Annotated in this window: 1 protein-coding gene; it reads right to left on the bottom strand. The window is 62.2% G+C overall.

Features of this window, described 5'->3' with window-relative positions; all coding sequences use genetic code 11:
• On the bottom strand, positions 1-405 hold a 405-nt coding region (locus tag AC6LJ2_RS30085), incomplete at both ends, for an amino acid ABC transporter ATP-binding protein (protein WP_498152767.1).

The raw sequence follows: 405 nt of genomic DNA, 5'->3' as shown, positions 1-405 counted from the left end.
GGTTGGCGACCTTGCGCGCAAAGCCCATTTCGTGGGTCACGCACAGCATCGTCATGCCGCTTTCCTGGGCCAGGTTGACCATCACGTCCAGCACTTCCTTGACCATTTCCGGGTCCAGGGCCGAGGTCGGCTCATCGAACAGCATGATCTTGGGGCTCATGCACAGCGACCGGGCAATCGCCACGCGCTGCTGCTGGCCGCCGGACAACTGGCCGGGGAATTTCTTGGCCTGGTCCGGAATGCGCACGCGTTCCAGGTACTTCATGGCGGTGGCTTCGGCTTCGGCACGCGGCTTTTTCAGCACCCACATGGGGCCCAGCGTCAGGTTTTCCAGCACCGTCAGGTGCGGGAACAGGTTGAAGTGCTGGAACACCATGCCGACGTCCTTGCGGATGGTCTCGATGT

The sequence above is a fragment of the Achromobacter sp. 1014246743 genome (assembly GCF_059760725.1).
This window is presented reverse-complemented; position numbering and strand designations above follow the sequence as displayed.